Source organism: Kordiimonas sp., assembly GCF_048260245.1.
Taxonomy (GTDB): Bacteria; Pseudomonadota; Alphaproteobacteria; order Sphingomonadales; family Kordiimonadaceae; genus Kordiimonas.
This window is the reverse complement of sequence record NZ_JBLXGZ010000063.1, coordinates 1-5,745: the sequence shown is the minus strand read 5'-3', so window position 1 is coordinate 5,745 and position 5,745 is coordinate 1. Positions and strand designations below refer to the sequence as shown.

Below are 5,745 nucleotides of genomic sequence, written 5' to 3'. Positions count from 1 at the left end.
TACTTCTCAAGACCTTCCGCCGCCGTTAGACGCTCAAGGATATGGGTTCGGGTTTTTGCCTCAAAGCCGGGCTCGGAACGAACAGGCTCCATGCGCTGCTGAAACCAGCGCTTGATGCGGGTATCAACTACATGCATGTACTCGGCGCCGATGCTGCCACAATATGTCTTGCGCAGTCCGTCGTATATATCGCCAAGTTTCATGGTGTCCGAGCCGAAGCTTAGGGAACCTGTTTGGAACTCCAGATCACGATCTGATTCTGACAAGTCATGAAATGACAAATCGAGATCTTCTACCTTTGGACGCTGCCAAACACCGAGCGGATCAAGCTTTGCTTCCTGATGACCACGGAAACGGTAAGCGTTGATAAGCTGTAGAACACGGATCTGCTTTTTATCGGCATCCGACGTAGCACTAACAGGCACGCCGTTATTTGCGAGAAAACGCTGATTGCGGGAAATGTGTTCAAACTGCTCGCGGATCGAAGAGTGAATAACGTCGCGGCCCTGATAGCCGTCAACGCTTGGAAGTTTGTCAAAATAACTGCGCCACTCTTCGGGAACGGCATTTGGATCTGTCAGGTAGGTTTCAAAAAGCTGTTCAACATAGGCCAGATTTCCACCTTGCAAGTGGGACGTCTGCCATAACTGCTCCATCATGCTTTCTTGCATTTTGAATAGCTCACCTTGGGCTGGTGCGGGGGAGCCAAGTATGGTCGGCCAGGGGTAACTATCAGTCAATACGGGTTTTTACGGGATCGACTGTGGCCACCACACCCAACATGGATGTTTTCCGTTCCCCAATGATTTTTGTATTCCGCAACACCGCAAGAAAACCTGATGGGTTCCCGCTACGGCTTGCGTAGTGTGCACCCGGGTAAGACCTTTGACTATAAGCCTTTGGTTGAAGGCCCCGCAAAAATGCGAGGCCTTCCGGGGTTCCAACCTGTTCAGATCAGTATAGCGCCTGTCTGAAATCCTGCCGCTTAAGTGGCCCTATGCAACAAAAGATTTCTGATGTGGCCGATTGCCCTTGTAGGGTTGAGACCCTTCGGGCAAACGCTGACACAGTTCATGATACCCCTGCAACGGAACACACTGAACGGGTCATCCAAATCGGCAAGGCGCTCTGCTTGAGCTGTATCGCGACTATCCGCAAGAAAGCGGTAGGCCTGCAACAGCCCAGCAGGACCAATAAACTTGTCAGGATTCCACCAAAATGACGGGCAAGAGGTTGAGCAGCATGCACACAGAATGCACTCGTACAAACCGTCCAGCTTTTCCCGGTCTTCCGGTGACTGCAAACGCTCAATGGCTGGCGCAGGCGTATTATTTACAAGGTACGGCATAATCTTTTCGTACTGCTTGTAAAAAAGGCTCATATCCACCACCAAGTCGCGTATAACCGGCAGGCCCGGCAGTGGGCGCAGCACCAGCTTGCCATTCTTTACAACTTGCGACATAGGCGTAATGCATGCCAAGCCGTTCTTGCCGTTCATGTTCATGCCATCAGAGCCACACACACCTTCACGGCATGAGCGGCGATAGGCCATGGACGAGTCCTTCTCCTTGATGAGATTAAGCACATCAAGAACCATCAGGTCTTTTCCTGCCGGAAGCTCAACTTCGACGTCCTGCATGTAAGGGGCGTTGTCAGTTTCCGGGTTATAACGGTATAGGCTTACCAACATAGTGTACGTTCCCCTTAATAAGTCCGGACTTTCGGCTGGAAGGTTTCGACAGTTTTCGGCGAAAAGTTAACGTCTCGTTTGCCGATACGCTTGTCCAGCGGGAAGTAGAGCGAGTGCTTTAGCCAGTTCTCGTCATCACGCTCGGTGAAGTCGTTGCGGGCATGAGCCCCACGGCTCTCTTTACGCTCATTTGCCGCAATGGCCGTTGCCTGCGCAACTTCAAACAGGTTATCCAACTCCAGAGCCTCAATGCGCGCAGTATTAAACGCATTGCTGGTATCGGTCAGCTTAGTATTGCGCACTCGCTCGCCAATAGCCTCCAGCTTTTTCAGGCCCTCTTCCATGCTCTTGCCATCACGGAATACCCCGAAGTAAAGCTGCATGCAGTTCTGCAGATCCTTGCGGACCTCGGCAACACTTTCACCTTCCGAAGCGCTATTCAGGCGGTCCAGTCGAGCCATGGCTCGTTTAATATCTTCTTCGGTTGCACCGTCGGTCTCAAAACCTCCGCGCAACTGCTCTTCAATGTGCAGGCCAGCCGCACGACCAAAAACAACAAGATCCAGTAGCGAGTTACCACCGAGACGGTTCGCACCGTGAACAGAAACGCACGCAGCCTCACCACACGCAAACAGACCCGGGATTGGTTGATCGTTACCGTTCTCATCTTGAGTCAATGCCTGACCGCCGACGTTCGTGGGAACACCGCCCATCATATAATGACAGGTAGGCACAACCGGAACCGGCTCTTTAACAGGGTCAACGTGGGCAAAGGTGCGAGACAGCTCACAGATACCGGGCAGACGCAGGTTCAGGGTTTCTTCACCGAGATGATCCAACTTCAGCAACACGTGATCCTTGTCTGGACCACAACCACGGCCTTCAAGAATCTCAATAACCATGGAACGCGCTACAACGTCACGACCGGCCAGATCTTTCGCGTTAGGAGCATAACGCTCCATGAAGCGCTCCCCTTCGGAGTTGATCAGGTAACCACCCTCACCCCGGCAACCTTCGGTTACCAGCGTTCCGGCACCGTAAATACCCGTTGGGTGGAACTGCCACATTTCCATATCCTGCATCGGAAAGCCCGCACGCAGAGCCATACCAATGCCGTCGCCGGTATTGATCAATGCGTTGGTTGTGGAGGCGTAAATACGACCCGCACCACCGGTCGCAAGAACCGTAGCTTTGGACTTGATGTAAGCCACTTCACCGGTTTCGATTTCAATAGCAACAACACCAACAACTTCGTTCTTGCTGTTCTTAACTAAATCAACCGCGTACCACTCGTTCAAGAAGGTAGTGCCACCTTTAAGGTTTGCCTGATACAGGGTGTGCAGCAACGCGTGGCCGGTACGGTCTGCCGCAGCGCAGGTACGAGCAGCCTGAGTGGGGTTATCCGGGCCTTTGGACTGGCCACCGAACGGACGCTGGTAAATACGGCCCTGTTCAGTACGGGAGAAAGGCAAACCCATATGCTCAAGCTCAAAAACAGCCTGAGGCCCCACAGAACACATATATTCGACAGCGTCTTGGTCGGCAATGTAATCAGACCCCTTTACGGTGTCATACATGTGCCAGCGCCAGTCATCATTGGGGTCAGCACTCGCAATTGCACAGGTAATACCACCTTGGGCGGACACTGTGTGCGAACGCGTAGGAAATACTTTTGTAATACACGCAGTTTTAACACCGGATTCGGTCAACTGCAGGGCCGCTCGCATACCGGCACCGCCGCCGCCGATTACAATGGCGTCGTACGACATGGTCTTAATGTTAGACATCGATCAAAGCCCCCAAATAATCTGAATACCCCAGACCACATACACAAGAATCACCAGAATGAATGCCGCCTGAAACAGGAAGCGCTGCATTGCTGACTTGATGTAGTCGGTAGAAACGGTCCAAAGCCCGACCCAGGCATGAGCTCCAATTGAAAGCAGCGCCAACAGAGTGAAAATCTTAAACCAAGATTGATCAAACAACGCCGTCCAAATTTGGAAGTCCACATCCGTTGTGGCAAAAAAGCCCAGCAAAAACAGCGTATAAAAGGCTAATACGTAAGCAGAAACCCGCTGGATAATCCAGTCTTGGATACCGTTCCGACCAATGTTGGTCACACTATTCATGCCCATACCCAGACTCCTGCCAGAACAATAAGGACAACGGAAACTACGATGGTGATCTTCGCGGCTGCGCGCCCGCTTTCAAGCTCTTCACCGATACCCATATCCATGAGCAGGTGCTTGATACCTGCCACCAGGTGATACAGCAGAGCAGACAAGATGCCCCAGGTAATCAGCTTGGCAAGGAAGCTGTTCAGCAGTTCACTGACCTGACTGAAGCCTTCTTCCCCGGATAGGGAAAGCTGAAGCCCATAAAGCATGAATGCAACACCAACAAAAATGATGATGCCGCTCACACGGTGCAATATGGACGTAATGGCTGGCAGAGGAAAATGAAACTTGCCGAGATCGAGATTTACTGGTCGTTTGCTATTCACAGCGCTCTCACACTCTCTTTTGGTACCGCAGAACCGGCGAACCGGAGGCGGTTAGTTGGTATGTAAGGATCGAATGTTCAATACGATATCGACACACGATTGGTTCAGGAGGGTGAACACCAAACAGGTAGCTTGCTATGCTCAAGCGCCCATGAAGATGAATCCCCGATTCCGGGCTAGGGATTATAAGGAGGCGCCCGTATAATTACAAACGCGCAACCCTCGCTGAAACCGCATGGGTACTGTAACAGGGCAAGCTATTAGGCGTATTGACAAATACCTTTTTTGGCCAGAAGCCGCATCATTCGTGATATCCCTGATTTACAACAAGGGAAAGATCAGAAGGTTTACCTACACTTTCATTGACAAAAAAAGCATACACCCTATATTTTGCCGCCAGTTTTGCGATAATACGCGCCTTCTCGCGCAACTATAAAGACAGCTAGCGCTGTTAAAGCTGATAAACAGGAGAGCACTATGACCGACAGGAAAGCCACGCTCTCGGTGGGTGACGAGTCCATTGAGCTACCGGTTTATTCCGGCACCGTTGGCCCTGACGTTATTGACGTTCGAGGCCTAGTCCAGAATGGCGTTTTCACGTACGACCCCGGGTTTGTCTCTACGGCATCCTGCGAGTCTGCTATCACGTACATAGATGGTGAAAACGGCGTTCTCCTGCACCGGGGATATCCGATCGAGCAACTCGCTGAGCACTCAGACTACCTAGAAGTCTGTTACTTGCTGCTCAAAGGTGAACTGCCAACTGCCGAACAAAACAAGCAGTTCCATGACACCATCAAAAACCACACCATGCTGCACGACCAGATGCGCAATTTCTTCCACGGCTTCCGCCGGGACGCGCACCCTATGGCAATCATGTGTGGTGTTGTGGGAGCGCTTTCAGCGTTTTATCACGACCAGATGGACGTTACAGACGAACATCAACGGGAAATCACCGCTCACCGCCTGATCGCAAAGATGCCAACCATTGCAGCCTGGTGCTACAAATACAGCATCGGCCAGCCATTTGTGTACCCAAGAAACGACCTCTCCTACTCGGAGAACTTTCTACAAATGATGTTTGGCGTTCCCTGCGAAACCTACAAGCCAAACCCGATTTTGGCCAAGGCGATGGATAAAATCTTCATCCTGCATGCCGACCACGAGCAAAATGCGTCAACGTCCACCGTTCGTTTGGCTGGCTCTTCCGGCGCCAACCCATATGCCTGCATAGCATCTGGCATCGCTGCACTATGGGGACCGGCTCACGGCGGCGCCAATGAGGCCGTGCTAGACATGCTTGCGGAAATCGGCGACGAGTCAAACATTGACACCTTCATTGCGAAGGCCAAGGATAAAGACGACCCCTTCCGCTTGATGGGCTTTGGTCACCGGGTATACAAAAACTTTGATCCGCGCGCCAAAGTTATGGCCGAGACCGCCCATGAAGTATTGAGCGAGCTGGGCCTTGAAAATGATCCGCTGCTGAAAATTGCTCAGCGGCTGGAACAGATTGCCTTGGAAGACGAGTACTTCGTAAAGCGCAAGC

6 protein-coding genes are annotated in these 5,745 nt (G+C 51.9%); 1 reads left to right on the top strand and 5 read right to left on the bottom strand.

Annotated elements, in window-relative coordinates:
* The 5 genes from ACN0VM_RS17750 to sdhC form a co-directional block, all read right to left on the bottom strand.
* Window positions 1–671, bottom strand: a 671-nt coding sequence (locus tag ACN0VM_RS17750; protein ID WP_417452226.1) for a 2-oxoglutarate dehydrogenase E1 subunit family protein, incomplete at its 3' end; no start/stop codon positions are given.
* Between the two features lie 314 nt (window positions 672–985).
* On the bottom strand, window positions 986–1,690 hold the full coding sequence (locus ACN0VM_RS17745) for a succinate dehydrogenase iron-sulfur subunit (protein ID WP_200364163.1): 705 nt from the start codon (window positions 1,688–1,690) through the stop codon (window positions 986–988).
* Window positions 1,691–1,704: 14 nt separating this feature from the next.
* Window positions 1,705–3,477 (bottom strand): succinate dehydrogenase flavoprotein subunit, encoded by a 1,773-nt coding sequence (gene sdhA / locus ACN0VM_RS17740; RefSeq protein ID WP_200364160.1) that lies wholly within the window; start codon window positions 3,475–3,477, stop codon window positions 1,705–1,707.
* A 3-nt stretch (window positions 3,478–3,480) separates the two neighbouring features.
* Window positions 3,481–3,822, bottom strand: coding sequence for a succinate dehydrogenase, hydrophobic membrane anchor protein (gene sdhD / locus ACN0VM_RS17735; protein WP_417452227.1), 342 nt, complete (start codon window positions 3,820–3,822; stop codon window positions 3,481–3,483).
* On the bottom strand, window positions 3,819–4,196 hold the full coding sequence (gene sdhC, locus ACN0VM_RS17730) for a succinate dehydrogenase, cytochrome b556 subunit (RefSeq protein ID WP_200364158.1): 378 nt from the start codon (window positions 4,194–4,196) through the stop codon (window positions 3,819–3,821). The genes sdhD and sdhC overlap by 4 nt, the downstream gene beginning before the upstream one ends.
* Window positions 4,197–4,673: 477 nt before the next feature.
* Between sdhC and gltA the strand changes: the two genes are divergently transcribed.
* A partial coding sequence (gene gltA, locus ACN0VM_RS17725; protein ID WP_417452225.1) for a citrate synthase occupies window positions 4,674–5,745 on the top strand: 1,072 nt, incomplete at its 3' end.

Excerpts from the sequence above, each read along its gene's own strand:
- ACN0VM_RS17745 (WP_200364163.1), bottom strand. The coding sequence starts at position 1,690 with ATGTTGGTAAGCCTATACCGTTATAACCCGGAAACTGACAACGCCCCT.
- sdhA (WP_200364160.1), bottom strand. The coding sequence starts at position 3,477 with ATGTCTAACATTAAGACCATGTCGTACGACGCCATTGTAATCGGCGGC.
- sdhD (WP_417452227.1), bottom strand. The coding sequence starts at position 3,822 with ATGAATAGTGTGACCAACATTGGTCGGAACGGTATCCAAGACTGGATT.